This window comes from Pseudomonas sp. FG47 (assembly GCF_057809115.1).
The window spans coordinates 15780-41765 of the sequence record NZ_JBMDJI010000036.1 but is presented as its reverse complement, the minus strand read 5'-3'; the positions used below and the strand labels follow the sequence as shown (position 1 = coordinate 41765).

26 protein-coding genes, 1 pseudogene and 1 riboswitch are annotated in these 25986 nt (G+C 64.1%); of the genes and pseudogenes, 19 read left to right on the top strand and 8 right to left on the bottom strand.

Annotated features, from left to right (window positions below; all coding sequences use genetic code 11):
• A partial coding sequence (locus ACODS5_RS20585) for an RHS repeat-associated core domain-containing protein (protein WP_489109546.1) occupies positions 1–1662 on the top strand: 1662 nt, incomplete at its 5' end.
• A 17-nt stretch (positions 1663–1679) separates the two neighbouring features.
• On the opposite strand, the gene paaX is transcribed toward ACODS5_RS20585, so the two are convergent.
• Both paaX and paaY read right to left on the bottom strand, forming a co-directional pair.
• Entirely contained in the window at positions 1680–2606 is a 927-nt protein-coding gene (gene paaX, locus ACODS5_RS20580; protein WP_489109545.1) for a phenylacetic acid degradation operon negative regulatory protein PaaX, read from the bottom strand.
• 59 nt (positions 2607–2665) lie between these two features.
• Complete coding sequence (gene paaY / locus ACODS5_RS20575) at positions 2666–3265, bottom strand: phenylacetic acid degradation protein PaaY (RefSeq protein ID WP_489109544.1); 600 nt, start codon at positions 3263–3265, stop codon at positions 2666–2668.
• Between the two features lie 347 nt (positions 3266–3612).
• Here paaY and paaG point away from each other — a divergent pair, with 347 nt between their 5' ends.
• The 12 genes from paaG (at position 3613) to ACODS5_RS20515 (ending at position 13315) form a co-directional block, all read left to right on the top strand.
• Complete coding sequence (gene paaG / locus ACODS5_RS20570) at positions 3613–4407, top strand: 2-(1,2-epoxy-1,2-dihydrophenyl)acetyl-CoA isomerase PaaG (protein WP_134690721.1); 795 nt, start codon at positions 3613–3615, stop codon at positions 4405–4407.
• 50 nt (positions 4408–4457) lie between these two features.
• Positions 4458–4907: a hydroxyphenylacetyl-CoA thioesterase PaaI gene (gene paaI, locus ACODS5_RS20565; RefSeq protein WP_489109543.1), complete on the top strand. Its 450-nt coding sequence runs from the start codon at positions 4458–4460 to the stop codon at positions 4905–4907.
• A 207-nt stretch (positions 4908–5114) separates the two neighbouring features.
• A complete protein-coding gene (gene paaA, locus ACODS5_RS20560; RefSeq protein WP_134690725.1) occupies positions 5115–6104 on the top strand; it encodes a 1,2-phenylacetyl-CoA epoxidase subunit PaaA in 990 nt (329 codons plus the stop codon).
• A gap of 27 nt (positions 6105–6131) precedes the next feature.
• On the top strand, positions 6132–6413 hold the full coding sequence (gene paaB / locus ACODS5_RS20555; RefSeq protein WP_134690727.1) for a 1,2-phenylacetyl-CoA epoxidase subunit PaaB: 282 nt from the start codon (positions 6132–6134) through the stop codon (positions 6411–6413).
• Positions 6414–6421: 8 nt separating this feature from the next.
• Complete coding sequence (gene paaC / locus ACODS5_RS20550) at positions 6422–7180, top strand: 1,2-phenylacetyl-CoA epoxidase subunit PaaC (protein ID WP_489109542.1); 759 nt, start codon at positions 6422–6424, stop codon at positions 7178–7180.
• On the top strand, positions 7167–7691 hold the full coding sequence (gene paaD / locus ACODS5_RS20545) for a 1,2-phenylacetyl-CoA epoxidase subunit PaaD (protein WP_134690731.1): 525 nt from the start codon (positions 7167–7169) through the stop codon (positions 7689–7691). The genes paaC and paaD overlap by 14 nt, the downstream gene beginning before the upstream one ends.
• A gap of 15 nt (positions 7692–7706) precedes the next feature.
• Complete coding sequence (gene paaE / locus ACODS5_RS20540) at positions 7707–8783, top strand: 1,2-phenylacetyl-CoA epoxidase subunit PaaE (RefSeq protein WP_134690733.1); 1077 nt, start codon at positions 7707–7709, stop codon at positions 8781–8783.
• 346 nt (positions 8784–9129) lie between these two features.
• Positions 9130–9597 carry a hypothetical protein gene (locus ACODS5_RS20535; protein WP_489109541.1) on the top strand — a complete coding sequence of 156 codons (468 nt, stop codon included), beginning with the start codon at positions 9130–9132 and terminating at the stop codon, positions 9595–9597.
• Positions 9598–9735: 138 nt separating this feature from the next.
• Positions 9736–9916: riboswitch (cobalamin riboswitch) on the top strand.
• 116 nt (positions 9917–10032) lie between these two features.
• Positions 10033–10809 carry an ABC transporter ATP-binding protein gene (locus ACODS5_RS20530; RefSeq protein WP_489109540.1) on the top strand — a complete coding sequence of 259 codons (777 nt, stop codon included), beginning with the start codon at positions 10033–10035 and terminating at the stop codon, positions 10807–10809.
• Positions 10806–11768: an ABC transporter substrate-binding protein gene (locus ACODS5_RS20525; RefSeq protein WP_134690739.1), complete on the top strand. Its 963-nt coding sequence runs from the start codon at positions 10806–10808 to the stop codon at positions 11766–11768. Before ACODS5_RS20530 ends, ACODS5_RS20525 begins: the two co-directional genes overlap by 4 nt.
• A complete protein-coding gene (locus ACODS5_RS20520; RefSeq protein WP_489109539.1) occupies positions 11765–12790 on the top strand; it encodes a FecCD family ABC transporter permease in 1026 nt (341 codons plus the stop codon). Before ACODS5_RS20525 ends, ACODS5_RS20520 begins: the two co-directional genes overlap by 4 nt.
• Positions 12791–13012: 222 nt before the next feature.
• Positions 13013–13315, top strand: coding sequence for a hypothetical protein (locus tag ACODS5_RS20515; protein WP_489109538.1), 303 nt, complete (start codon positions 13013–13015; stop codon positions 13313–13315).
• Positions 13316–13390: 75 nt separating this feature from the next.
• Here ACODS5_RS20515 and ACODS5_RS20510 read toward each other — a convergent pair whose 3' ends face one another.
• Complete coding sequence (locus tag ACODS5_RS20510) at positions 13391–15010, bottom strand: ATP-binding response regulator (protein WP_134690745.1); 1620 nt, start codon at positions 15008–15010, stop codon at positions 13391–13393.
• A 106-nt stretch (positions 15011–15116) separates the two neighbouring features.
• On the opposite strand from ACODS5_RS20510, the gene ACODS5_RS20505 reads away from it, so the two are divergent.
• Positions 15117–15731, top strand: coding sequence for a LuxR C-terminal-related transcriptional regulator (locus ACODS5_RS20505; protein ID WP_489109537.1), 615 nt, complete (start codon positions 15117–15119; stop codon positions 15729–15731).
• Between the two features lie 85 nt (positions 15732–15816).
• Here the strand turns inward: ACODS5_RS20505 and ACODS5_RS20500 are convergent, their stop codons facing one another.
• Together ACODS5_RS20500 and ACODS5_RS20495 are read right to left on the bottom strand one after the other, a co-directional pair.
• The gene (locus tag ACODS5_RS20500; protein WP_134690749.1) at positions 15817–16038 is read right to left on the bottom strand and encodes a DUF6555 family protein; all 222 of its coding nucleotides are present in this window, start codon (positions 16036–16038) and stop codon (positions 15817–15819) included.
• A gap of 137 nt (positions 16039–16175) precedes the next feature.
• Positions 16176–16385, bottom strand: a complete 210-nt coding sequence (locus ACODS5_RS20495) for a con-10 family general stress protein (RefSeq protein WP_134690751.1) — start codon at positions 16383–16385, stop codon at positions 16176–16178.
• 335 nt (positions 16386–16720) lie between these two features.
• On the opposite strand from ACODS5_RS20495, the gene ACODS5_RS20490 reads away from it, so the two are divergent.
• Positions 16721–20839, top strand: a complete 4119-nt coding sequence (locus ACODS5_RS20490; RefSeq protein WP_489109536.1) for a CheR family methyltransferase — start codon at positions 16721–16723, stop codon at positions 20837–20839.
• Between the two features lie 35 nt (positions 20840–20874).
• Here ACODS5_RS20490 and ACODS5_RS20485 read toward each other — a convergent pair whose 3' ends face one another.
• The 3 genes and pseudogenes from ACODS5_RS20485 to ACODS5_RS20475 all read right to left on the bottom strand — a co-directional run bounded on the left by ACODS5_RS20485 (position 20875) and on the right by ACODS5_RS20475 (position 21968).
• Positions 20875–21426 (bottom strand): ATP-dependent Clp protease proteolytic subunit, encoded by a 552-nt coding sequence (locus ACODS5_RS20485; RefSeq protein ID WP_134690755.1) that lies wholly within the window; start codon positions 21424–21426, stop codon positions 20875–20877.
• A 14-nt stretch (positions 21427–21440) separates the two neighbouring features.
• A pseudogene (locus ACODS5_RS20480) lies at positions 21441–21819 on the bottom strand (low affinity iron permease family protein).
• Between the two features lie 11 nt (positions 21820–21830).
• Positions 21831–21968 carry a hypothetical protein gene (locus ACODS5_RS20475; protein ID WP_489109535.1) on the bottom strand — a complete coding sequence of 46 codons (138 nt, stop codon included), beginning with the start codon at positions 21966–21968 and terminating at the stop codon, positions 21831–21833.
• Positions 21969–22128: 160 nt separating this feature from the next.
• Here ACODS5_RS20475 and ACODS5_RS20470 point away from each other — a divergent pair, with 160 nt between their 5' ends.
• The 4 genes from ACODS5_RS20470 to ACODS5_RS20455 are packed head-to-tail and all read left to right on the top strand — an operon-like array spanning position 22129 to position 25974.
• Positions 22129–23046, top strand: coding sequence for a DUF72 domain-containing protein (locus ACODS5_RS20470; RefSeq protein ID WP_489109534.1), 918 nt, complete (start codon positions 22129–22131; stop codon positions 23044–23046).
• Positions 23043–23816: an endonuclease/exonuclease/phosphatase family protein gene (locus ACODS5_RS20465; protein WP_134690761.1), complete on the top strand. Its 774-nt coding sequence runs from the start codon at positions 23043–23045 to the stop codon at positions 23814–23816. Before ACODS5_RS20470 ends, ACODS5_RS20465 begins: the two co-directional genes overlap by 4 nt.
• Positions 23813–25015, top strand: a complete 1203-nt coding sequence (gene clsB, locus ACODS5_RS20460) for a cardiolipin synthase ClsB (RefSeq protein ID WP_489109533.1) — start codon at positions 23813–23815, stop codon at positions 25013–25015. The genes ACODS5_RS20465 and clsB overlap by 4 nt, the downstream gene beginning before the upstream one ends.
• Positions 25015–25974 carry a lysylphosphatidylglycerol synthase domain-containing protein gene (locus ACODS5_RS20455; protein ID WP_134690765.1) on the top strand — a complete coding sequence of 320 codons (960 nt, stop codon included), beginning with the start codon at positions 25015–25017 and terminating at the stop codon, positions 25972–25974. Before clsB ends, ACODS5_RS20455 begins: the two co-directional genes overlap by 1 nt.
• Positions 25975–25986 lie beyond the last annotated feature (12 nt).

The window sequence follows — 25986 nt, the reverse complement described above, 5'->3', positions numbered from 1 at the left end:
ACCGTTTCCGGGCATAGCAACCGCGCGGTGCCTGACACACTCACCGCGGACCCGGTCCTGGTCGATGGCTTCTTCGATGCCGCAGGCAACCAGCTGCAGTTGCAGCCTGGGCAGACGCTGGCCTGGACCGCCCGTGAGCAACTGTTGCGGGTGACGCCCGTTTCGCGCGACGCCGAGGGCCTGGATGACCAGGAGAGCTATCGCTACGGCGGTGACGGCCTGCGCTTGGTCAAAGCTTCCAGCCGGGAAGCCAAGGCGGCCAGCCATCATCGGCGCGTGCTCTACCTGCCGGGTTTGGAAATCCGCACGCGCCATCAAGATGATGTACCCAAGGAAGCGCTGCAGGTGGTGACCATTGGCCAGGCGGGGCGCGCGCAAGTGCGGATGCTGCATTGGGACAGTGGGCTGCCGGACGGCATCGCCAATGATGGCCTGCGCTACAGCTATGACAACCTCATAGGCAGCGGTTGCCTGGAGCTCGACGACAAGGGGTTGGTCATCAGCCAGGAGGAATACTACCCCTACGGCGGTACCGCGGTTTGGTCCGCACGCAGCGAGGTGGAGGCTGACTACAAGACGCTGCGTTATTCCGGCAAGGAGCGCGATGCCACGGGCCTGTACTACTACGGTTATCGCTACTACCAGCCGCTGGGGCGCTGGCTGAGTGCTGATCCGGCAGGTGTCGTCGATGGGCTCAACTTGTACCGAATGGTGAAAAATAATCCCGCGACATTCCGCGATGACAGCGGGCTGGATGCAATCAGCGTCCACGAAATGTATCACAAGATGCAGGGGGTAACCGCTGCCTCAGCTATTATCCAAAATACTCACGATGCCGTTGATGCGTTCCTGAGAAATAAAAGAGCCGCTGTTGCCTTTACTTTCACCTACACGATTGGCACAGAAATCCTTGCCACGCTTTACGGAAAGCTGGGCGGTATTGCAGGCATGGTCTTAGCAGGACCTGATGGGGCCTTCCTGGGGAATTTGCTTGTAAAAGAGGGCATAAAAGGCATCCTGCCAAAAGCGCCGGCTACACCCAATATAGAAATGGCCGATCAAATAAAAAAGAAAACCCGCGGCGCCGGCAAGGCGACAAAAGACTTTATCAAGGAAAAATTCCATCTGGAAAAAATCCGAGACAAGCTGAGCGACAAGGGTATGAATGAGCGTCTAGTTGATGGGCTGCAGCGTGCCAATGTCCCAACCTCCGTGATTGTACCCATTACCCCAGACGGTAGCACGAGCCTGGGCTTATCTATCCCTTTCTCTGGCTTTATCCATGCCGTCGAAGACCTTGTCAAAGCGAAAAAACTGACTAAAACGCAGTTGATCGACACCATGCTCGAGAGCCTGGAAAAGGCTGAGGGCTATTTAAATGAGTTGCACGGTCCTATTATGGACGGGTTCAACGAGCATGGTGTGCTCCTCCATCACGTGCAAGGCGGTACACGGCTGGGCGACATCGGGCCGGGGGGCTGGACGACCCGACCTAGGAAAGACCGGATCGTAAATGGAGAGGGTTTGGGTGTAAAAATCGATGTCAATAGACACCCTATATCCGGTGGTTGGGCGCTCAAAAATGACTATATGAATACCTATACAATGGCCATGGCCAACATTCAAAAAACCAGGGCCCATATCAATTCATTTCGCAAGTAAGCCCCGTGTTACCAGCGTCATGGCTCCAACCCGCCAAACCGCCGGTAGTAACTCTCGTTGGCATCCGGCAGTGGTCCATCAGCCGTTTCCAATGCCTGGGCGAGGTACGCCTCTGCCCTGCCCTGCACCAGGCGATACAGGTTGCGGCACAGTTGCCGGGCGGCACGTCCTTCCCAATCGCCGGGCAACAGTTCTTCCGGCAATTGCGGGTCGCGCAGCAGTAGCCGGCGGTACTCGTGAATCAGCAGCATGCGGGCGAGGAAACAATCCTGAGGTTCGGGCGCCTGCAGCGCTTTCATGGCCTGCCAGAGTGGCCTGAACAAACGAATGAACTCGCTGTAGTGCTGCCCCAGTTCGTCGATGTTCCAGCTTTCCCGCACCTGGGCACGCATCGCCTTGGAGGCTAAAACCTCTTGGGCTCGGGTTTCGAACACGATGCTGTCGTCCTCGGCCCCCTGTTCGCGCAACGTGGCGAGCAGGTCGGCGCGGTCGCTGCGCGGACAGCCCAGCAGGTTCGGGCCCATGGCGCCAAACCCTTGCCACTCCAGCTCCTCGCGTACGGCCTTGCGCTTGGGGGCATCCAACTGGCTCAGCAACACCAGGGTCCAGGCGCCGTTCCACGCCGGTAGGTTGGCGCTGTAGACACGCTTGAAGGCCTTCTCGAACCGCCGCCGCCCGGTGCCGGTCAGGCTGTAATAGCTACGCCGGCCGACCTTCTCCGCGGTCAGCCAACCTTCCTTGGTCAGGCGGAAGATCGAGGTGCGGATCAACCGCTCGTTGATGCCCATCGGCTCCAGCAGGTTGATCAGGCTACCCAGCCACACCGTGCCGCCATGGGGCTCGATGGCATCGCCATACAGGGTGATGATCAGCGAACTGGCGCGGATCGGGGTTTGCTCCTGGAAGCGAGTGATCAGGTGATTCAGGGGGGCAAGACTGCTCATGAGGGGACGAGGCGCGGCCAAAGCCTCGACTATACCCGGCTGTCGCGACCGCGCAAGGCTCATGCGCCGCCCTCGGCCTTGGGCCGCACGCCAGAGTCGCCCATCCGCGCGCGTCCGGGTTCGGCGACCGACAGCGGCGGACACTCCACCAGGCCGGCCATGCAGCGTTGCGTCAGGCGGTGGTACTCAGCCGTGCCGCGCCGTTTCCAGGCCAGCTCCTCGTCGCTGAGCGAGCGTTTCACCACAGCCGGGGCGCCGACCACCAGGCTCCGCTCCGGGCACTGGAAGCCAGCTTTGACGAATGCCGTGGCGGCGACGATGCAGCGTGGGGCGATGTGCGCGCGATCCATCACCACCGCGTTCATGCCGACCAAGGCGTCTTCACCGATCCGGCAGCCATGGATCACCGCGCCGTGGCCGATATGGCCGTTGCGCTCGATCACCGTGTCACCGCCGGGGAAGCCATGCATCACACAAGTGTCCTGCAAGTTGGCCCCCTCCTCCATGACGATCCGACCCAGGTCGCCGCGCAGCGCCGCGAGCGGGCCGACATAGCAGTTGGCACCGATGATCACGTCGCCAATCAGCACAGCACTGGGGTGGACGTAAGCACTGGGGTGGATCACGGGGGTGAGGCCGTCGAGGCGGTAGCAAGGCATAGAAGTGCGGGCTCGATAGGGTCTTGAGAGGGGATGAGCATGTAACATTTCGCTCAATGCAGTCAATAAATTAGGTTTTTGTATCATGTTTCTTGCGTGCACGGCCTAGGCTGTAGCGGCCGCGTCGCGTTCGAACTACGTCTACTCCACCTAATAGAATAGGGCTACAAAGCTTGATGCCTGGCCTGGCAGACGATGCAGGGGCCAGCGGTTCATGCGCGCTTTATAAGACACGCAATCTAATATGCGAGTTGCAAAATGGTATCCATTAAACCCTATACTTCTTCACGCTCACTCCCAGGGGTTGCAGGCCACCCCTTCCATCGACACAACGAAGCGAGTCCGCCATGCCCTTCGAACACATCCTGTTCTCCATCGACGCCGATGGTGTTGCCCTGCTCTCGCTGAACCGGCCCGAGCAACTGAACAGCTTCACCACCGCCATGCACCTCGAGGTCGGCGAAGCGCTGCGCCAGGTGCGCCAGAGCGAGCACGCCCGGGTCTTGCTGCTGACCGCGGAAGGCCGCGGCTTCTGCGCTGGCCAGGACTTGGCCGACCCGAGTGTGGCGCCCGCCGCGCAAATGCCCGACCTGGGCGAATCCATCGACACTTTCTACAACCCCCTGGTACGCAGCCTGCGCGACCTGCCGTTGCCGGTGATCTGCGCGGTCAATGGCGTGGCCGCCGGTGCCGGGGCCAACCTGCCGCTGGCGTGCGACCTGGTGCTGGCAGCACGCTCGGCGAGTTTCATCCAGGCATTTTGCAAGATCGGCTTGGTGCCAGACTCCGGCGGTACCTGGCAGCTGCCTCGACTGATCGGCATGGCCCGGGCCAAGGCGTTGGCGATGCTCGGCACCCGCCTGAGCGCCGAGCAGGCCGAGCAATGGGGGTTGATCCACCGCGTGGTGGACGACGCCGCATTGCGCGACGAGGCGCTGGCGCTGGCCCGCCAGCTCGCCACCCAACCCACCTATGGCTTGGCGTTGATCAAGCGCGCCCTCAACCAGAGCTTCGATCACGGTTTCGACCAGCAACTGGAGCTGGAACGCGATCTGCAGCGCCTGGCAGGACGCAGCGAGGACTACCGCGAAGGCGTCATGGCCTTCATGGACAAACGCAGCCCCGAGTTCAAGGGGCGCTGACCCCCGCGGCGCAACTGCTGCGCCGTATCCGTGCCAAGGAGGCCGACTACATGCCTGAACACTCCCCCAAAGCCTTGGCCCAAGCGTGCGCCCAGGCCATGTTCGCCCGCGACCCCGCCAGCCAGGGTTTGGGCATCGACCTGCTCGATGCCGGCCCCGGCAGCGCCCGCCTGGGCATGACCGTGCGGCCCGACATGCTCCAGGGCCATGGCACCTGCCATGGCGGCTACCTGTTCGCCCTGGCCGACTCGGCTTTCGCCTTTGCCTGCAACAGCTATGACGAAGCCACCGTGGCCCTGGGCTGCAGCATCGACTATGTGGCGCCGGCCGGGCTCGGTGATCGCCTTGTCGCTCACGCCAGTGAACAGAGCCGCAAGGGGCGCACCGGCAACTACGACGTGCGCATCGAAAACCAGCAGGGCCAACTGATCGCCCTGTTCCATGGCAAATCCTACAAGGTGCGCGGCGCGGTTCTAACACCGAAAAATACGCAAGACTGAAAGCATTTCCTGTATCGAAATTTATTCTGGAGCCATGCCGGCAACCGCCCTATGGCTGGAGGCTCGCATTATCCAGGTCCACAATGCGCAAGGGCGACAATGCGACACATCATTTTAACCGATACTATAAATTGTGTTTGATGTTGTATTTTGTATCGAATATAAATGACTCACGCTTCAAGCCGCCCTCAATCGGAAGCCCTGCAAATGTACGCACAGCTAGTGGAAACCGGCGTCAAACGCCTCAAGTCGCTGGAAGAGATGTCGCCCGAAGAACGCGCCTTCCAGGAAAAGATCGACGCCGAGATCAAGATCGAAGCCAAGAACTGGATGCCCGACGCCTACCGCCAGACCCTCATCCGCCAGATCTCCCAGCACGCCCACTCGGAAATCGTCGGCATGCTGCCCGAAGGCAACTGGGTCACCCGTGCCCCGTCGCTCAAGCGCAAGCTGCAACTGATGGCCAAGATCCAGGACGAAGCCGGTCACGGCCTGTACCTGTACAGCGCCATGGAAACCCTCGGCGCCGACCGCGACGAAGAAATCGCCAAGCTGCACAGCGGCAAGGCCAAGTATTCGAGCATCTTCAACTATCCGACCCTGACTTGGGCCGACATGGGCGCGGTGGGCTGGCTGGTCGACGGCGCCGCCATCGTCAACCAGGTGGTGCTGCAACGCACCTCCTATGGCCCCTACTCCCGCGCCATGATCCGCATCTGCAAGGAAGAGAGTTTCCACCAGCGCCAAGGCTACGAGCTGCTGCTGACCATGATGCGCCACGGCACTCAGGCACAGAAGGACATGGTCCAGGACGCCATCAACCGTCTGTGGTGGCCGTCGCTGATGATGTTCGGCCCCAGCGACGAGCACTCGCCCAACAGTGCCCAGTCCATGGCCTGGAAGATCAAGCGCCAGACCAACGACGAGCTGCGCCAGCGCTTCATCGACCAGACCGTGCCGCAACTCGAGCTGCTCGGCTGCACCGCGCCGGACCCGGCGCTGAAGTGGAACGAGGCGCGCGGTCACTACGACTTCGGCCAGATCCAGTGGCAGGAGTTCTACGAGGTGCTCAAAGGTAACGGCCCGTGCAACCAGGAACGCCTGGCCAAGCGGCGCAACGCCATCGAAGGCGGCGCCTGGGTGCGTGAGGCCGCCGTAGCCTACGCCCGCAAACAACAGAACAAGAACGCCGCCTGAGGCGGCCCGCGATACTGAGGAACCACCATGTCCACCTGGACCCTTTACGAAGTCTTCGTGCGCAGCAAGCACGGCCTGAACCACAAGCACGTCGGCAGCGTGCATGCCGCCGATGCCGCCATGGCCATCGAGAATGCCCGTGAGCTCTACACCCGTCGCAGCGAAGGCGTCAGCCTGTGGGTTGTGCCTTCGGCGCTGATCATCGCCTCCTCCCCCGACGAGAAAGACCCGCTGTTCGCCCCGGCGGACGACAAGGTCTACCGGCACGCAAGCTTCTATGAGCTGCCCGCCGAAGTCGGCCATATGTGAGGCGCGCCATGCACAAGCAAGCACTGATCCCCTACCTGCTGCTGCTCGGCGACAGCGCCCTGATCCAGGGCCAGCGCCTGTGCGAGTGGTGCGGCAAGGCGCCAGCCCTGGAAGAAGAGCTGGCGTTGATGAATGTCGGTCTCGACCTGGTAGGTCAGGCCCGCAACTGGCTCGAATACGCCGCTGAGCTGCTGGACGATGGCCGCGACGCCGACGCTCTGGCGTTTCGCCGCGACGAACGCGCCTTCCGTAACCTGCTGCTGGTCGAACAGCCCAATGGCGACTTTGCCGTGACCATGCTCAAGCAGTTCCTCTACGACGCCTGGCACCATGCCGTGCTCGACGGCCTGTGCGCCTCGCGCGACGAACGCATCGCCGGCATCGCCGCCAAGGCCCTGAAGGAAGTCACCTATCACCTGCGCCGCTCCGGCGAGTGGGTGCAGCGCCTGGGCGACGGCACGCCAGAAAGCCGCCGGCGCATGCTCGACGCCATACCGCTGCTGTGGCGCTTTACCGTCGAGCTGACCGCCGCCAGCGACCACGAGGTGCAACTGGCCGCGGCGGGTGTCGGCGCCGACCCGGCCCTGGTCGGCCGTCGCTGGCAAGCCACGGTCAGTGCGCTGTTCGCCTCGGTCGAGCTGCCGCTGCCCCAGGCCGCCAGCCACTTCTACCTCGACGGCCGCCAAGGCTTGCACACCGAGCATCTGGGCCTGCTGCTTGCCGAAATGCAATTTTTGCCACGGGCCTACCCCGATGCGACCTGGTGAGCTGATCGTCGGCGACCGTGGCGCCCGGGCCCAGCAACCGGGCGACCTGGCCCGCGCCTGGGCGGTGCTGGCCGAGGTAATGGACCCGGAGGTGCCGGTGGTCAGCGTGGTCGACCTGGGCATCGTCCGCGACCTCGACTGGCGCGCCGGCCACCTGCACCTGGTGGTGACGCCGACCTATTCCGGCTGCCCTGCCACCGAGGTGATCGAGGGCGATATCCGCCAGGCCCTGGAACACGCCGGCTTTCCGGCCCCCGCCGTGGAACGGCGGCTGACCCCGGCCTGGAGCACCGACTGGATCAGCACCCTGGGCCGTGAACGCCTGCTTGCCTATGGCATCGCCCCGCCCGAGGGCGGGGCCAGCCTGCACGGCCATAGCCCCGTGGTGTGCTGCCCGCAATGCGCCAGTGGCGACACCGAGCTGCTCAGCGAGTTCGGTTCCACCGCCTGCAAGGCCCTGTACCGCTGTCGCGCGTGCCTGGAGCCGTTCGACTATTTCAAATGCCTATGAGCCGTGGAGAACACCATGAGCCAGTTTCACCGCCTGACCATCAAGCAAGTGCGTCAGGAAACACGGGACGCCGTGTCCATCGCCTTCGACGTGCCCAGCCACCTGCAGGACGATTTTCGCTTCACCCAGGGCCAGTACCTGGTCATGCGCACTCATCTGGACGATGAAGAAGTACGCCGCTCCTACTCGATCTGCAGCGCGGTGCAGGACGGCGAACTGCGCGTGGCGGTCAAGCGCGTGCCGGGCGGGCGTTTCTCTGCGTTCGCCAACGACGTGCTCGAGGCCGGCCAGCAACTGGAGGTGATGCCGCCCTCGGGCAGCTTCTTCGTGCCACTGGAGCCGAGCCGCCAGGGCCACTACCTGGGCGTCGCCGCCGGCAGCGGCATCACCCCTATCCTGTCGCTGATCGCCACCACCTTGGCCTGCGAGCCGCACAGCCGCTTCACCCTGCTGTACGGCAACCGGGCCAGCAGCAGCGCGCTGTTCCGCGACCGCTTGGAAGACCTGAAGAACCAGTACCTGGAGCGCCTGAACCTGATCTTCGTGTTCAGCCGTGAACAACAGGATGTCGACCTGTACAACGGCCGCATCGACGCCGACAAGTGCGGCCAGCTGTTCTCTCGCTGGCTGGATGTGCCCAACCTCGACGCCGCCTTCATCTGCGGCCCCCAGGCCATGACCGAGACCGTGCGCGACAGCTTGCAGGCCAACGGCATGGACAAGGCGCGCATTCACTTCGAACTGTTCGCCGCCGCCGATGGCACGGCCCGCCGCGAGGCACGCGAGGCCGCTCGCCAGCTCGACGCCAGCAGTAGTCAAATCACCGTGATCAGCGATGGTCGGGCGCTGGCCTTCGACCTGCCGCGCAACACCGTCAGCGTGCTCGACGCCGGCAACGCCATTGGTGCCGAGCTGCCCTATTCGTGCAAGGCCGGGGTGTGCTCGACCTGCAAGTGCAAGGTGATCGAGGGCGAGGTGGAGATGGACAGCAACCATGCCCTGGAGGACTACGAAGTGGCGGCCGGCTACGTGCTGTCGTGCCAGAGTTTCCCGATCAGCGACAAGGTGGTGCTGGACTTCGACCAGCTTTGATACCACGGGCTACGGTATCGATGCCGCGAAAGGCGCGCAACGCGATCCCGCAGCCCAGCAACCTTGCACAATCGTTTTTGCCTTGGGCAGTCAGGGGCGTGCCAAAAACCCGTACTCTCCTGCGAGCATATAAGGCGTGGTAACTATTATCATCGAATCGTTGATACTGGTAATTTTACTAGGTGTCGATTTTATCAGCGCAGAGTAAGGTGAGTTGCAGCGGGTTGATCTATTCGAAGAGGGAGTCGAGCATGGCTACCGATCTGCAGACATTCAAGGTGATTAACAACCTCAAGCCAGATGTGCAATACAAATTTTATTGGAGCAAGGATGAAGAAGTTGACAAGTGGGCGGACACTGGCTTCGTCTTCTATACGTCGTCGAAACCGAGGCAACGGGCTTCAAGTCTTACTTGATAGACATGTGGCGACTGAAGCCCAAGAGCGGCACCACCATTGCCTCCGTCACGACCATTCCGAATGAAGATAGATTGATACATGCGGACGCCTTTAAATCAGCGCCTGGAGATGTGTGGTTCTGGCTTAATACTTGGTATTTTTACAAATTCGACAACGCGAGAAATGTAGAAATTGATATTTCATATTTAGGGCTGCCGCAAAAAAGCGTGACGGCACGCCTCAATGATGACGATGCCTTGACATTCATACGTCTACTCATCGTTGAACCGAAGCTGGGTCCACCCGAAACAAGCGGCCCGGAAAAATTCCATTGCGTGACTCTTGACAAGAAGAGTGGCCGCTACAATTTGACTCTTGAAATGAGCGGCGAGACGTTCAACTTCCGCCCCACTTAAGCCACCTTCTATCAGCGACAGGTGGTTACAGATTTCGCGCAATGGATCGGCACCCACTCTGAGCAATAGGCGACCTGGCAGAGCAACAAAAGGCATGCGTTGACTCCCATGGGCATAAATGCTCAGATGCGCCCCTGCTTTCAGGTGTCCCTGGCCGCCGCGCCAGGGATTAAACGGGAAGCCGGTGCCTCGCCCGCGCGAGAAGTCCGGCGCTGCCCCCGCAACGGTAAGCGAGCCTGGCATTCGACACGCCACTGTGCCCCGCGCATGGGAAGGTGAATGCCCGATGACCCTCGCCAGCCCGGAGACCGGCCTGATTCGCCCATGGCCATTCCCGCGGAGGGCGGGTGCGCTCAGCTTGCCAGGCGCCCGCGCGCCTGCGCGGCCGTCTCGCACCGTCACCGTCGGGCTCATTCATTCCTGCGGTGTCCATCCATGTCTTGTTCCCTGCTGCACCTAGAGCGCCTGCACTGGTCGCTGTCCGCCACCGGGCCGGACCTGCTGGCCGGTATCGACCTCAAGGTCCAATCCGGCGAATTCGTCGGCCTGATCGGGCCCAATGGCAGCGGCAAGACCAGCCTGCTGCGCTGCGCCTACCGTTTCAGCCGGCCACGGGCTGGCCGGGTGCTGCTCGATGGCGAGGATATCTGGCTGCACCCGCCGCGCTGGCTGGCCCAGCGGGTGGCGGTGATGCTCCAGGAGTTTCCCGAGGATTTCGGCCTGAGCGTGCGCGACGTCGTGGCCATGGGTCGCACCCCGCACCTGGGCTGGCTCGACGCAGGCGGCGATTCGGCGCCGGTGGACCACGCCCTGCGCCAGCTGGGCCTGCAGGATCGCGCCGAGCAAGGCTTCGCCAGCCTGTCCGGTGGCGAAAAGCAGCGTGTGCTGCTGGCCCGGGCCTTGGCCCAGCAGCCGCGCCTGCTGATTCTCGACGAGCCGACCAACCACCTCGACCCACGCCACCAGCTCGCCCTGCTGCAACACCTGCGCGGCAGCGGCCTGGGCTTGCTGGCCAGCTTCCACGACCTCAACCTGGCGGCGACGTTCTGCGACCGCCTGTACCTGATCGAGCAAGGCCGGATCATCGCCCAGGGCACGCCCGCCGAGGTGTTGACCGAGCAATGCCTGGCCGAGGTGTTCGGGGTTCACGCCCTGGTCGACCGTCACCCCGTGGGCGAGCACCCACGCATTACCTGGATTCGTCACGCATGACCCGCCTGTTGCTTGCCCTGTTCGCCTGCCTGCCACTGTGTGCCCTGGCACAAGGCTTCCCCGTGACCGTGCGCAGTTGCGAGCGCGCGGTCACCTTCAGCCAGCCACCGCAACGGGCGGTGAGCCACGACGTCAACTTGACCGGCATGCTGCTGGCACTGGGGCTGCGCGAGCGCATGGTCGGCTACAGCGGCATCAGTGGCTGGAAAAGCCTCGCCCCGACGATGCGCGAGGCCCTGCACGGCCTGCCGGAACTGGCATCGCGCTATCCGTCGGTGGAAACCCTGCTCGCGGCCGACGCCGACTTTCTGTTCGCCGGCTGGAGCTATGGCATGCAGGTCGGCGGGCCGCTCACCCCGCAGCGCCTGGCAACGTTCGGCATTCCGGTATACGAACTGAGCGAATCCTGCTCACGGATCATGCCCTGGCACCCGGCAAGCCTCGACGACCTGTACACCGACCTGGGCAACCTGGGCCGGATCTTCGGCGTCAGCGCACGGGCCGACAGTCTGGTCGAGCAACTGCGCCTGCGTATCGCACGAGTCCGCGCTTCGTTGGCCTCGCTCCAGGCCCGACCACGGGTGTTTCTCTACGACAGCGGCGAGGACCGCCCCACCACCTCCGGCAGCCTGGGCATGCCCCAGGCACTGATCGATACGGCCGGCGGCAGTAATGTCATGGCCGACGTGCCTGCCAGCTGGACCGAGGTCAGCTGGGAAAGCGTGGTCGAGCGCGATCCCGAGGTAATCGTCATCGTCGACTACGGCCCGACCACCTGGCAGCAAAAACGCGACTACCTGTTGCAGCACCCGGCGCTGGGCAGCGTCACGGCGATTCGCCAAAAGCGCTTCGTGGTGTTGTCCTATCTGCAGGTGACGCCATCGGTGGACAACGCCGAGGCCATTGAACGTCTCGCCCAGGCGCTGCACCCGCAGCGCTTTGCCGGGGCGCAACGGTGAGCTTGTTGCGCCGTCCTATCGGCTACCGCCTGCTGTTGATCGGCCTGGGCGCCGCACTGTTTGCCTCATGCCTGTTGTCGCTGGGCTTCGGCGCAGCGCAGGTACCAGCAGGCAAGATACTGGAGATCGTGTTGCAGCAACTGGGCCTGGCCCCGGCGACAGACGCCGGCCGTGGCCAGACCCAGATCGTCTGGCAGATCCGCGCGCCACGAGTGTTGCTGGGGGCTTTGGTCGGTGCCGGGTTGGCCCTGGTCGGCAGCGCCCTGCAAGCGGTCACCCGCAACCCGCTGGCCGACCCGCACCTGTTGGGCGTGAGTTCGGGCGCGGTACTAGGGGCGGTGCTGGTGGTGCTGTACCTTGGGCCTTTCGCCGGGGTGCTGAGCCTGCCCTTGGCGGCCTTTGTCGGCGCCCTCGGTTGCATGCTGCTGGTGCTGGGCGTTGCCAGCCGGCGTGGGCGCCTGGACAGCGAGCAACTGTTGCTGGCCGGGGTGGCGGTGTCGTTCGTGGTGATGGCCTTGGCCAACCTGATGCTGTACACCGGTGACCCCCATGCCGCCAGCTCGGTGATGTTCTGGATGCTCGGCGGGCTGGGCCTGGCGCAATGGTCGCTGCTGTGGCTGCCAGGGTTGGCCGTGCTGGCCGGTTTTGCCCTGCTGATGGCGCTGGCTCGCGCGCTCAATGCGCTGATGAGCGGCGAACAGACCGCGGTCAGCCTGGGCTTCGACACGCGCCGTGTGCGCGCCGTGGTGTTCGTCGGCTGCGCGTTGCTCACCGGTGTGCTGGTGTCGTTGTCCGGGGCTATCGGTTTCGTCGGGTTGATGCTGCCGCACATGGCCCGGCGCCTGGTCGGCGCCGAGCACCGTCGGCTGTTGCCGGTTTGCGCGTTGCTGGGGGCATTGTTCGTGGTCTGGGTCGATTTGGCGGCGCGTACCTTGATTGCGCCGCAGGACCTGCCCATCGGTATTGCCACGGCGGCGTTGGGGGGCGGATTTTTTATCATGTTGCTGCGGCGCAGGGGGTGAGCGCTGGCCCCGTGGGCATGCGCCGCTGGCCTTTGCAGCGCCTATCAGCCGCCCCTGAAGTAGCACCAGGCGGCCATTAGCCACCTAGCACATCTGCCCTACATCCCGCAGGGTACAGCGACGCTATAGTCGTTCTACCCCTCGTCCGGCCAGTACCTCCCTTTCCTGGCCGGGCGGGTGGCGTTCCGAGAACAATGCCAAGGAAGCAACGCGATGATCCCCATGTCCCTCCCCATCAAGTCCCTGGTCCTGCTCGCCGGCCTCGCCGCCGTGGCCGGTTGCCAGACCGCCTCGCCCAATGCCGACACCCTCAAGCAACGCACCGAGGTCACCCTCGGCGTGCCGGTGAGCAAGGTCAGCAACCTGCGCAGCGACTCCTCCACCACCTACTACACCGTGAGCACCGGCAAAGGGCAGTTCGACTGCCAAGTGGCCAGTGGCGGCATGGTGGCCATCGCCGGCATGGGCCTGGTCACCCCATCACCCAACTGCTGGAAGGAAGGTCAGGCGCCGACCTTCCAGTGACCATTCGCAGCGTCACCTTAGTGCCCTGTCTCGCAAATACGTTCTCTTTTGGCGAGTGATTTTCGCGACAGGACACTAGCTGGTAGGCGCCGCGCTGGTTTCACGCAATGCCCGCAACGCCGCGCGCAGTTCCGCCGGCCGCACCGGCTTGGCCAGTACGGCGATGCCGCGTGCCTGCAAGGCGCCTTGCAGGCGGTCGAGATCGTGCCCGGTCATGATCAGTGCCGGCACTCGCTCGCCGCGCTGGGCGCGAAGTTGGTCGATGCAGTCGATGCCCGTGGCCTGCGGCCCCAGGTCGTAGTCGGCGACGATCACCTCGCAGTCACTGCTCAGCCCATTGGCCGAGCTCTCGGCCTGCACCTGGCAGCCCCAGCGCTGCAGCAAGGCGCTGGTGGCCTGCAGCACGTTATGGTCATCCTCCACCAGGCACACCCGCAAACCACTGAGCATGCCGGCCTGGATCGCCTGGTCGGCAGTCGCGCGCGGCACTTGCGCCGGCACTTTGGCCAACCCTTGCAAGGTCACGCAGGTGCCATGCCCAGGTCGCGAGCGCAGGCTGACCTCAAGCCCCATCAACTGGCCCAGGCGCTTGACGATGGCCAGCCCCAGGCCCACGCCCTCGACGTCCTTGTCGCGCAGCTCGCGCACCCGGTAGAACTCCTCGAACACCTTGTCCTGGTGCTCCTCGGCGATGCCCCGGCCACGGTCGCAGACGACAATGGCCAGGCCCTCGCCGCGGGGCCGCAGGCCAATCAGCAAGGGACGCCCGGCGGCGTACTTGAAACTGTTGGACAGCACGTTCTGCACCATGGTTGCCAGCATCCCTGGGTCGGCGCGGGTCCAGTGCCGGCTGGGCATCAGGCGCATCTCCACGCCGGCCCAGCGCGCCGCTTCGTGGTTCTGGCGCAGCAGTTCGCGCAAGAACGGCTCCACGGCGAACGACTCCCACTTCGGCTGCACCCGGCCGTTGTCCAAGGTGTACAGGTCGAGGATCGAGCGGAACAGCTGCGAGACGTTGAGCAGCGATCGATCGATGCTGTCCACCAGGCGCCGCTCCTCATCGCCCAGGCGCGCCTCGCGCAGGCAGGCGGTGAACAGGCCAATGGAGTGGATCGGCTGGCGCAGGTCATGGCTGGCTTGGGCCAGGAAGCGCGACTTTTCTCGGGTCGCCGCCTCGGCCAGGGCGGTGGCCTTGCGCGTGCGTTCGAGCAGCAGGTGGGCGTAGAACGGAATCAAGGTGCTGGTGGTGAGCAACATCAGCAGCATGAACGGCTGCTGCTGCCAGTACGGGGTCAGTTGCCAGACCACCAGCAACGCCCCCAGGGCCAGCACCGTGGCGATGGCCAGGTAGCGCGAGCCAAAGCGCATGCCATTGCCCAGGTTGATCCAGACCATCACCGCATATAGCGGCAACGCCGCCTCGCCACCGACCACCAGTCCGAAACTGGTGCCGGTGTAGTCGCCCAGCATGCCAAGGATTCGCCGGGCCGGGTAATGCCCCGGCCAACGCTTGATGGCCTGGCGCATGCCCACCGAGGCCACCACGAAACAGGCGTAATAGAGAAGCACCGGCAGATAGGTTGCGACCTCCCGCCCCGGCAGGAAACCCAGCAGTGCCACGTAGGTGATGGCACAGGAGGCGACGATGATGCGCAGGTTGGCTTGGTCCAGTTCGTTGTTTTTCTCGAACTTCATGGGGTAACTTCCTTGTGCGCCAGTAGTCATTTCCTGCAAGTGCCCGGCAAATGGCCGCAGGTGACTGCTAAATTAGCATGTGTTGGCTAACAGGGAGTTCCACGACGTGACGTGCCGCATCATCGTGGCGGACGACCATCCGCTGTTCAGGGAAGCCATGGCCAGTACCGTGCGCCGCCTGTTGCCGGATGCCGAGCTTGACCAGGCTGGCAACCTTCAGGACGTGCTGCGCCTGGCCAGCCAGGGCGCGCCCCCGGACACCCTGATCCTCGACCTGCGTTTCCCCGGCCTGAGCTGCATCGCCCGCCTTGCCGAGCTGCGTCGGCAACTGCCGCGCACCACCCTGATCATCGCCTCGATGGTCGACGACCCTACAGTCGTTGCCGAGGTGATGGACGCCGGTGCCGATGGTTTCATTGGCAAGAGCCTGACCCCGGATGAGATCAGGGCGGCGATTCTAGCCATTCGCGAGGGCGACGTGGTGGTGCGCTATGCACCTTCCGGGTTGCTGCCGCAGATGGCCGCCGATAGCGAGCTGGAGCAGCTCACCCATCGCCAGCAGGATGTGCTGCGGCTGATCGCCCAGGGCAAGACCAACAAGGAGATCGCCCGTGAGCTGGATATCTCGCCGTTCACCGTGCGCATCCATGTCTCGTCGCTACTCAAGACCCTCAACGTGCCGACCCGTACTGCGGCGGCGGTGAAGTATTCCGGGAGTTGAGGCGCGTTGGGCGCAAGGGCGTTTGGCGAAAGGCTTGCAGCGCCTGGTCGCTTCCACGCCACAGCCTGCAATAACCTGAAAAGCCCTACTCCCGCCAACGCACCTGGGTGATCCCATAACGCTCGGCCATGGGTCGGCTGACTTTCCTGATCCGCTCCCGGCCGAATTTCGGAATGATCCCCAGGCCCGCATCGCAACTGGCCCAATGCCAAGCCTCGGCATTGTCCATGTGCTCCAGACGAATGATGAACTGGCGTGGCTGGCCATGCAGTTGGTACTCGATGGTGTACAGCTGGGGATTAGGCATTGCGCGAAGCCCTCCTCTTTTCCATGGATGACACTTCGACTGATCCAGCTTTGGCGAAAAAATTCAAAAGATTGTCAGACAAGGCGACGCCCGCGTTGAAACCACAGGCGGACGTCACCGCAGGCGCGGCGCTCAAGTCACCGGTTGCGACCACCACCGTGGCTGTTCTGGCCGCCCTTGCGTCCCGCCTCGGAAGCCCGGGCACGGTCATTGGCGAAGTTGCCCCCCGAATTCTGCCCGCCCTTGTGTCCGGCGCGCGAAGCGCGCTCGCGGTCATTGGCAAAGTTGCCTGGGTTGGTTTCCTTGGTGCCGCCGCGTTGGCCGGCCTGCTCCTGGTCACGAGCCATGTCGTTTCTCCTTTACCCATTGGTTTGACGTGGCACGGAATCACCCGTGCACAGGTTCCGAACCGGCTGAGCGCGAATCTGCTCAATGGCGCGGCCAAGGTTCGGACGAGCGGCAGCAGGCAGCACGATCAAAAATGCCACCACTGGGCAACCGCGTTCGCACTTTTGTCCTCTGCCAAGGGTCACAGTCATGCACCACGAACCATTGGCCCTCGGTTCGGTGGGAGCCGTCGTCGAACGGCCCATGACCGCTCGTCTGCCAATCGATCCGCAGCCTATAATCCGCCCACAGTGCCCGGCAGGGCCATCTCCCGATTCGCACAAGGCCCGTGCCCATGAAGTCGTCCAGCAAAACCACCCTCGCCTCGCCGCACAACCCGGCGCTGAGCCCCAGCCACCTGGATTTTCCAGTGGTCGGCATCGGTGCCTCGGCGGGCGGGCTGGAGGCAATCCGCACCTTCTTCCAGCACATGGTGCAAGACAGCGGCATGGCCTTCGTGGTGGTCCTGCACCTGTCCCCGGACCACCAGAGCCAGGCCGACCGCATCATCCAGGCGGTTACCCGGATGCCAGTGCGTCAGGTCACCGAACCGGTACCGATCGAGCGCAACCATGTCTATGTGATCGCCCCGGCCAACCGGCTGTCGACCAACGATGGATACCTGCGGGTCAGCCCCGCCAACCGCAGCCGCGGCGACCATGTGGCCATCGACCTGTTTTTCCGCGACCTGGCCGACGTGCACAAGGACCATGCCTTCTGCGTGGTACTCTCAGGCACCGGTAGCGACGGCGCCGTGGGGCTATCGCGGATCAAGGAACAAGGTGGCGTGACCTTGGTGCAAACCCCCGAGGATGCCCTGTACCCCGACATGCCCCAGGCCGCGCTGGCCACCGGGATGGTCGACCTGCTGCTGCCAGTGGCCGAGATGCCCGCCCGCCTGCTGACGCTCTGGCGCACCGCGCGCGCGGTCAAGCTGCCACGCATCGAGGACGACAGCCTGCCGCCGGCGTTGGGTGAGCGCGAAGGCGACCCCACCGTCAGCGACCCGCTGCTGGAGGAAATCCTCGCCCTGCTGCATGGCAACACCGGCCACGACTTCGCCCATTACAAACGCGCCACGGTATTGCGCCGCCTCGAACGGCGCCTGCATGTCACCGGACAGACCGACCTGGCGGACTACCGCGACTTTCTGCAGGCGCACCCCGAGGAAGCGCGGGCATTGCTGGCCGACATGCTGATCGGGGTGACCAACTTCTTCCGTGATCGCGAAGCGTTCGACGCCTTGCAGCGTCACGTGATGCCAGGCCTGGTCAATGATCATGGCGACGATGAGATCCGCGTCTGGTCGGCCGGCAGTTCCACCGGCGAGGAAGCCTACAGCCTGGCCATGCTGGTCACCGAGCAACTGGCCCTGGCCCAGCGCAGCGCCCAGGTGCAGATCTTCGCCACCGACCTTGACGAGCGCGCGGTGGCGATCGGCCGGCTTGGCCTGTACCCCGAGGCGATCGCAGCCGATGTTTCACCGCAACGGCTGCGGCAGTTCTTCGCCAAGCAAGACCAGCACTACCGGGTGCGCAAGGAGATTCGCGAGCAAGTGCTGTTCGCCCGGCACAACCTGTTGTCCGATCCGCCGTTTTCCCAGCTCGACCTGATCGTCTGCCGCAACCTGCTGATCTATCTGGACCGTGAAGTACAACGGGACATCCTGCGACTGTTCCATTTTGCCTTGCGTCCCGGCGGCCACCTGTTCCTGGGCAGTTCCGAATCGACGGACCTGGCCGCCGAGCTATTCGTGGCGGTGGACAAACGCAACCGCATCTTCCGCGCCCGCGAGGTGTCCAGCAGCCGTCATCCCGAGCGCCTCCAGGCCCCGTTGCCAGCGGCGGCGCAGGCGCCCGTCAAGGCACGGGCCGGGCGCCGGCTGGCCTACGCCGAAATTCATCACCGCGCCTTGGCGCGTCGGTCGCCGCCCAGCCTGATCGTCGATGCCGACGGTAATATCTTGCACATGAGCGAGGGCGTCGGGCCTTTTTTACGGCATGCAGGCGGCGAGCTCAGCCACAACCTGCTCAACCTGGTGCTCGCGCCACTGCGCCCAGCGCTACGCAGCGCCTTGTTGCAGGCCCAGGGCAGCGGCCAGGCGGTGACATCACGGGCGATCAGCGTCAACCTCGATGAGCAGCGCAGCGACGTGCGCATCCTGGTACAGCCGCACCAGGACGAGCTCAGCGCCAGCGAGTGCCTGCTGGTGGTGTTCCAGGCCTGCGAAGCGGACCAACCCACCGCTGTCGGGCCAGCTATCGAACTGGCCGAGGGCACGTTGCTGGGCAACCTGGAGCGCGAACTGCATCGCACCCGCCTGCAATTGCAGGAAACCATCGAGCAATCGGAGTTTTCCAGCCAGGAGCTGACCGCGTCCAACGAAGAGATGCAGGCGATCAACGCCGAACTGCGCTCGGCCAGCGAAGAGCTGGAAACCAGCAAGGAAGAGTTGCAGTCGATCAACGAGGAGTTATTGACGGTCAACTACGAGCTCAAGACCAAAGTCGAGGAAACCGACAAGGTCAACGACTACCTCAGCAACCTGATCGCCTCCACCGACATCGCCACCGTATTCGTCGACCGCAACCTGCATATCCGCTGGTTCACCCCGCGTGCCACCGACATCTTCAGCATGCTGCCGGTCGATACCGGGCGCTCGCTGCTCGACATCACCCACCGCCTCGATTACCCAGGCCTGGCCGATGACGCACGGGCCGTGGTGGAGCGCGAGACCACCATCGAACGCGAAGTGCTCGGCGACAACCAGCACTGGTACCTGGCCCGCCTGCTGCCGTATCGGGCCAGCGAGCGCAATGTCGACGGCACTGTGCTGACCTTCATCGACATCAGCAAAAGCCGCGCCGCCGAAGAGCGCCTGCGCCAAGGCGAGGAGCGCATGCGCCTGGTGGCCGAGAGCACCCACGATTTCGCCATCATCCTGCTCGACGAACAGGGCCTGATCATCGACTGGAATACCGGCGCCGCGCTGATTTTCGGTTATGGCAAGGACGAAGTGCTTGGCCAGCACTACCAGTTGATCTTCACCGAACAAGACCGCGGCGATGGTGTGCCCGAACGCGAGCTGCGCGCCGCACGCCTGCATGGCCGTGGCCAGGACGAACGCTGGCACGTGCGCAAGGACGGCAGCCGCTTTTATTGCAGCGGCGAGGTGTCGCGCCTGAAGGGCAGCAGCCTGCGCGGCTACGTCAAGATCGCCCGTGACCTGACCGGGCACAAGCGCCTGCACGACGAGCAGACCAAGCAGTTGGCCGAGTCCCAGAGCAGCAGCCACATGAAGGACGAGTTCTTCGCCGTCATGTCCCACGAGCTCAAGCACCCGCTGAACCTGATCCAGCTCAACGCCGAGATCCTGCGCCGGGTCCCGGCGGTCAAGGGGGCCAGTGCCGCCAGCAAGGCCGTGGCGGCCATCTGCGAGGCGGTCGCCAGTCAGGCACGGATCATCGACGACCTGCTCGATGTCGCGCGTATCCGCACCGGCAAGCTCAAGCTCAAGACCCAACAGCTCGACCTGAGCCTGGTGCTGCAGGGCATACACGCGGTGGTGGTCAACGAGCAGCACGACTGCAGCGTGCGCCTGGCCCTGCCCGCCGATGGCGCGCCGGTTTACATCGAAGGTGACGGCACGCGACTGGAGCAGATCATCTGGAACCTGTTGAACAATGCGCTGAAGTTCAGCCCCGCCGGCAGCGAGATCCGCCTGGTGCTGAGCCGGCATGATAGCCAGGCGCAACTGGATGTGATCGACCAGGGCGTCGGCTTGACCGATGAGAACCTGGAAACGGTGTTCGACCTGTTCAGCCAGGCCGCGCCCCAGCTCGCCAGCCACAGCCGCGACGGGCTGGGCATTGGCCTGTCACTGGTGCGCCAACTGGTGAAGGCCCACGGTGGCACGGTGAGCGCCCACTCCCAGGGGCTGGGACGCGGCGCGACCTTCAGCGTGCGCCTGCCGTTGTGCGACCCACGGCAGCAGCCGCAGCCCGGCACCGACCCGGAAGCTGCCGAGGGGCGGCTGAGCGGCGTGCGGGTGTTGCTGGTGGACGACTCGGTGGAAATCCTTGAGGTCATGCAGCAACTGCTGGAAATGGAAAGCGCCGAGGTCGAGGCCCACAGCGACCCGCACGCGGCGCTGGAGGCGGCCGTCGCCGGACGTTACGACGTCATCCTGTCCGATATCGGCATGCCAGGCATGGACGGCCATGCCCTGATCAAGGCGCTGCGCGCGCTGGAGCACCTACGCTATATCCCGGCCATCGCCCTGACCGGCTATGGCGCCAGCGCCGACCAGTACAGGTCGCGGCAATCGGGCTTCGACCGCCACCTGAACAAACCGGTTGGCTATGACGAGCTGATCGAGGCGATAGAGGCCCTGAACGGGTCGGTGCCCTACTGAGCGGCACCGGCTACGCCGATGTTTGCCGGCGAGCCTCAGGCATGCACGCTCCACTGGCAGGCATCCGCCGCGATCGGCACTTCGTCGATGGCCTGGATCATCCCGCTGGCCAGGGCTTCCTTGGGCCCGAGGATGCGCGGATAGGCCATCAAGTAACGCGCTACATCCAGCACCTGGTCGGCGCCCGCGGTGCGCTCGGCGACAATCTGCGCATACAGCCGCAGGTCATAATCCAGGCTCATGGCGTACTCGGCCATCCGCGCATGGTCAACCGAGCCGTGCAGGGTCCAGTGGAAAGGGTGGAACAGGAACTTGCTGCAGGCGCAGGCCGTCCGCTGGCTGCCAGCCAGGAACAGGATGTTGCCCATCGACTCGACGGTACCCAGGTTATGGGTATGCACCGGCACCGGCAGCGAACGCAGGTAGTTGTACAGGGTGAACCCATAACTGCACTCGCCGCCCATGGTGGCGACGTTGATCTGCAGCAGCTCGGCGCCTTGCTGCAACGCCCGGGAACAGGTGTTGATGAGGTTGCCGCAGGTGGCGGAGTTGATCGGGCCGGTGTAGTGAATGATATGTCTGGCCATGCCGTCCTCCCAGATCAGTCGGGGTCATCGCTTGGGTCCGGAGCCTGCTGCTCGCCCATCTGCTGATAGTGCTTGCGCAGGGCATGCAGCTTGGCCGGGTCCATGTCTTCAAGGTCCAGCAGGGCCTTGTGGGCGCGTTTGGTGGTGCGCAGCAGTTCGTCGATCTTTTATGTGCAACACGTCGTTGTCCCGGTTCTGGGTGTTCTGGATCAGGAACACCATCAGGAAGGTGATGATGGTGGTCGAGGTATTGATCACCAGCTGCCAGGTGTCGTTGAAGTCGAACAGCGGGCCGCTGACCGCCCAGGTGACGATCAACAGCAGAGCGATGGCGAAGGTCAGCGGACGGCCGCTGACCTTCGCCAGCCATTGGGCAAAACGCTCGAATTTCATGGCCCAGGCCCTCAACCAGGTTGTTGCTGTTCACCAGGCAGGCCTTCGATATCGGGGGCGCTTGGCTGAACTTCCGGTTCGTCTTGCGGCGTCGGCGCAGGCCGGTCCGGTGGGTCGTTGAGTTCATCGAAATCAGTGTTTTCGTTCATTGTGCCGTTCCTCCAGTTCTTGCAGCCGCCATCCGGTGGAGGCATGGGCGCCAGGCAAAGTTCCGCCAGGTTGTCCGTCGCCCCACTCGTCAATAATGCTGAACCGCCAAAGCGCGCCCAGGGTCGCTAGTGATAAGTGCACGAACGAGTGGGAGCCCCTGTGAGCGAGATCCGCATTGGTATTTCCGGTTGGCGCTATGGCCCGTGGCGCAAGGACTTCTACCCCAAGGGCCTGCGCCAGGACGACGAACTGGCGTTCGCCTCGCGGGCGGTGAACAGCATCGAGATCAATGGTTCGTTCTATGCGCTACAAACACCCGAGCGCTATCGCCAATGGCATGACCAGACGCCGGAGGACTTCGTCTTCGCCGTCAAGGCGCCGCGCTACATAACCCATGTACGGCGGCTCAGGGACATCGACGAGGCGCTGGCCAACTTCTTCGCGTCCGGGCCGCTATTGCTGGGCACCAAGCTGGGGCCTTTTCTCTGGCAGTTTCCGCCATCGATGAAGTTCGATGAGCAGCGCTTCGCTGACTTCCTCGCCCGCCTGCCCAAGGATCGGCGGGCCGCTCGCGCCTGCGCCGAACAGTGCGCTGAACGCCTGCGGGGTAACGCCGGCAACGCCATCGGCGGTCAGGCTCGACTGCGCCATGCCGTGGAGATCCGTCACCCGAGCTTTCTCTGCGACACCTTCGTCAAGCTACTGCGCAAGCACAAGGTGGCGCTGGTAGTCGCCGACAGCGCGGGCAAATGGCCGTATGTCGAGGACGTTACCGCCGACTTCATCTACATGCGTCTGCATGGCGACGTCGAGCTCTACAGCAGCGGCTACACCGCCAAAGCGCTGCGCCGCTGGCGCTTGCGCATCCAGGCCTGGAACCAGGGAGGCCAGCCCGACGATGCGCAGCTGATCGTTGCGCGCGCCCCGGCCAAGCGGGCCTCGCGCGCAGTGTACTGCTATTTCGACAACGATCAGAAGGTCCATGCCCCTTACGACGCCCGGCGCCTGTTGGGCAAGCTGGGACTGGACGGTGACTTGGCTACCGAGCCGGGCGTGCCCCCAAAGGTGCAACTATGAACCGCACCTTGCCAGCCCCCAGCTGCATCATCGACAAGATCACCGCGGTACGCCGCCTGACGGTGCTGACGCTGAACGTGCACAAGGGTTTCACCCTGTTCAACCGGCGCTTCATCCTGCCCGAGCTGCGCGAAGCGGTGCGGGCCACCGGGGCCGACCTGGTGTTCCTCCAGGAGGTACATGGCAGCCACCAGCAGCACGCCGAGCGGCACCCGACCTGGCCGCAGACGCCGCAGTACGAGTTCCTCGCCGACAGCATGTGGCCGCAGTTCGCCTATGGGCGCAACGCGGTTTATCCCCATGGCGACCATGGCAACGCCTTGCTGTCGAAGTTTCCCATCAGCGCGTTTGACAACCTCGACGTGTCGATTCAAGGCAACGAGCAGCGCGGCCTGCTGCATTGCCGCCTGGAGGTGCCTGGGCAGACCCAGGTGCACGCCATCTGCGTGCACCTGGGTCTGCGCGAGGCGCACCGGCAACGCCAGGTGGAGTTGTTGCTGCAGCTGCTCGACAGGTTGCCGCCGGATGCGCCGGTGATCGTCGCCGGCGACTTCAACGATTGGCGGCTGAAGGCAAATGCCGTGCTGACCGAGCGTCTGGTCGAGGCTTTCGGCCGACCTGCGCGCAGTTTCCCGGCGCGCTTGCCGCTGCTGCGCCTGGACCGCATCTATCTGCGCAATGCCCGGGCCCGTAGCGCCGGGGTGCTAGCCAAATACCCCTGGTCGCACCTGTCCGACCATGCGCCCTTGGTGGCGCAGGTGACGCTATGAACGGGCAATGGCTGGACGGCAACCAGGTCGAGTTGCTGATCAACGGCGAGCAATATTATCCGCGCGTGTTCGCCGCCATGGCCCAGGCCCGGAAGGAAATCCTCCTGGAAACCTTCATCATCTACGACGACAAGGTCGGCCAGCCGTTGCGCCAGGCGCTAATCGACGCCGCCCGCCGAGGCGTGCGGGTGGAAGTGGCGGTGGACGGCTATGGCACGGCCGACCTGGACGATGCCTTCGTCTCGTCGATGACCGAGGCTGGGGTGCACGTCCATGCCTTCGATCCCAAGCCGCGCCTGGCCGGCATGCGCACCAACCTGTTCCGCCGCCTGCACCGCAAGATCCTGGTGATCGACGGCCAGCGGGCCTTCATTGGTGGCATCAACTACAGCGCCGATCACCTCGCCGACTTCGGCCCACAGGCCAAGCAGGACTATGCCGTCGAGGTCACAGGCCCCGTGGTGGCCCAGGTGCATGCCAGCAGTTGCCGGCTGCTGGCGGCGGTGTTGCGCACGCCCAGTCAGGTCAACCCCGGCACCGGCGCCAGCGGTAGCTGCAGCGCGCTATTGGTCGAGCGTGACAACCAGCGCCACCGCAACGACATCGAGCAGCACTACTTGCAGGCCTTTCGCCAGGCCCGCGCGCGTATCGTCGTGGCCAATGCCTACTTCTTCCCCGGGTACCGCCTGCTGCGCGAGCTGCGCAATGCCGCCCGGCGCGGGGTCGAGGTGACCCTGATTCTTCAGGGCCAACCCGACATGCGCTGGGTGCGGGCACTGTCGCGCCTGCTCTACAACTACCTGCTGCGCGACAACGTGCGTATCCACGAGTACTGCCAACGCCCGCTACACGGCAAGGTGGCGCTGGTGGACGACGACTGGGCCACGGTTGGCTCGAGCAACCTCGATCCGCTGAGCCTGTCGTTAAACCTGGAAGCCAATCTGCTAATTCGCGACCGGGCCTTCAACCAAGGATTGTACCAACACCTCAGCGAGCTGGCCGCCAAGCAGTGCAAGGTCGTGACGCTCGAGCGCATGGTGCGCGGCTACTGGTGGCGCGCGCCGCTGATCTTCCTGGGGTTTCACATCACCCGCTACTTCCCGCGCATTGCCGGCTGGTTCCCGGCCCACCGCCAGCGCCTCACCGCGCTGCGCCCTGAGGACGAGACGGCGGCCAACTACCACGGAGGCAACAGCTGATGGCAGGCAAACCGTGGCAGGTCTGGGGCAAGCGCCTGCTGACCCTGCTGTTCATCGTGCTGGTGCCGACCCTGCTGTTTCTGCTGGCGCGCAACCTGGATTGGCAGGAAGTGCGCCAGTCGCTGCTGGCCTACCAGCCCGCCACCCTGGCCCTGGGCCTGCTGCTGGCCCTGTGCAGCTACCTGGTGTTCGCCAGCTACGACTTGCTGGCGCGGGCCTACACCGGGCACCGCTTGCCGGCGCGCCAGGTGCTGCCAGTGGCGTTCGTGTGCTACGCATTCAACCTCAACTTCACCACCTGGGTCGGCGGTGTCGCCCTGCGCTATCGGCTGTACAGCCGCCTGGGCCTGGATACCCCGACCATTACCCGCATCCTCACCTTGGGCCTGTTGACCAACTGGATGGGCTACATGCTGCTGGCCGGCACGGTGTTCGCCCTGGGCCAGGTCAAATTACCGGCCAACTGGGCGCTGGGCGCTGGCGGCCTGCGCCTGGTCGGAGGGCTGATGATCGCCGTGGTTGTGGCTTACCTGTTGGCTTGCGCATTCGCCAGGCGCCGTACCTGGCACTTGCGTGGCCACCCGATCACCCTGCCCGCGTTACGCCTGGCGCTGTGCCAGGTGGCATTGGGCGCGAGCAATTGGGCATTGATGGCGGCACTGATCCACCTACTGCTGCCGGCCGAGCTGGCCTATCCGTCGGTGCTCGGTGTGTTGTTGATCAGTTGCGTGGCCGGCGTGGTCGCCCATATTCCCGCTGGGCTGGGTGTGCTGGAAGCGGTGTTCCTGGCCCTGCTGCATGGCCAACTCGGGCAAGGCAGCCTGGTCGCGGCGCTGTTGGGCTATCGCACGTTGTACTACCTAATCCCGTTGCTGCTGGCGGTGATCACCTACCTGATCCTGGAAAAACGCGCCAAGGCTCTGCGCCAACAGACAAGCGCTGCGCCAGACACGCGCTAAAGGAGATCTGTC